The organism is Oleiphilus sp. HI0086 (genome assembly GCF_001635225.1).
This window is the reverse complement of the sequence record NZ_LWFZ01001322.1, coordinates 1-1,310: the sequence shown is the minus strand read 5'-3', so window position 1 is coordinate 1,310 and position 1,310 is coordinate 1. Positions and strand designations below refer to the sequence as shown.

The 1,310-nt window shown below is 44.3% G+C and carries 2 protein-coding genes; both read right to left on the bottom strand.

The window, feature by feature from the left end; genetic code table 11:
- A partial coding sequence (locus A3756_RS22815) for an aminotransferase class V-fold PLP-dependent enzyme (RefSeq protein WP_156490705.1) occupies positions 1-563 on the bottom strand: 563 nt, incomplete at its 3' end.
- A gap of 128 nt (positions 564-691) precedes the next feature.
- Positions 692-1,195 carry a Fe-S cluster assembly transcription factor gene (locus A3756_RS22810; RefSeq protein WP_068510615.1) on the bottom strand — a complete coding sequence of 168 codons (504 nt, stop codon included), beginning with the start codon at positions 1,193-1,195 and terminating at the stop codon, positions 692-694.
- Positions 1,196-1,310 lie beyond the last annotated feature (115 nt).

Below are 1,310 nucleotides of genomic sequence, written 5' to 3'. Positions count from 1 at the left end.
AGTTTTCCTGCACTCTGCGCAGCATCGATATGAAAAAGAATCCCCTTCGATTCCGTAAGTCTGGAGATTTCATAGACATCATTAATCGCACCAGTTTCATTGTTCACATGCATCAAGGAGACCAAAACCGTATCAGGGCGAAGTGCCTGCGCTACATCATCAACTGAGATTCCCCCACTGACGCGAGGCTTCAACCAAGTCACCGAATAACCCTGCGACTCTAAGAACTTGACGCTATCAATAACTGCCTTGTGCTCAGTCATCGATGTAACAATATGCTTACCCTGCGACTTACGCGCCAACACCGCACCTTTAATTGCTAAGTTATTCGCTTCTGTCGCACCAGAGGTCCAGACAATCTCTCGCGTATCCGCGCATAATAAGCTGGCAACTTGCTTTCGCCCATGCTCGACAGCGGCTTCTGCTTGCCAACCATATATATGAGAACGGGAGGCTGGATTGGCAAAGACACCGTCCATCGTCAGAAACTTGGACATTTTTTCAGCCACACGCAAATCAACAGGAGTAGTCGCCGCATAATCGAGGTAAATAGGCTTATTCATAGATTAGGGTTCACAAAATAATACAGACTAAATTTTGCGCGTATTATATAGAGAGGAAGTTCTGATTACCATGAACGTAAATTGACCGACAAGCACAACTACTGCAATAGAAAAGAGCCCGCAGAATGCTATATATCTAATAAACTTGAGTTAATAAGTTCTGCCGCTTCATTCTGACGAATAGCAGTAACCTGAACCTCTCGTTTGTTCATAAGGTCTTGAAGACTTATAGAATTTAGAAAACTATGTATTTGCTGGCTAAGATCCATCCATAAATGATGAGTGAGGCACTGCTCGCCGTCCTGACAACCGCCTTTCTCAGCTTTTTCCTCCACACCCTCACGGCTTTTGGCGCCGCAACGAGTTGTATCAATTGACTCATCAACAGCATCAATAACGGCGGCAACTGAAATATCAGCAGCCTCAACATTTAGCTGATAACCGCCTCCCGGACCACGTATACTTCTAACCAGCTTACGTTGTCTAAGTTTCGAAAACAGCTGTTCCAAATAAGAAAGAGAGATACCCTGCCTAAGCGAGATATCTGCTAAGGCAACCGGGTTATGACAAGCATGCAGCGCAAGATCAAGCATTGCAGTGACTGCATATCTACCTTTTGTGGTTAGGCGCATTGCTTAATTCATGTCTCTTGAAGTGTTTATAGTCAGCATCGGAGCGATGCATTGCTGAAAAATTATCTATTACCTGAGTAATTTAATCAAGTATTCTCAAGCCTCTCCCCAATAA

Coding starts and splice junctions, on each gene's coding strand:
- A3756_RS22810 (WP_068510615.1), bottom strand. CDS start 1,195: ATGCGCCTAACCACAAAAGGTAGATATGCAGTCACTGCAATGCTTGAT.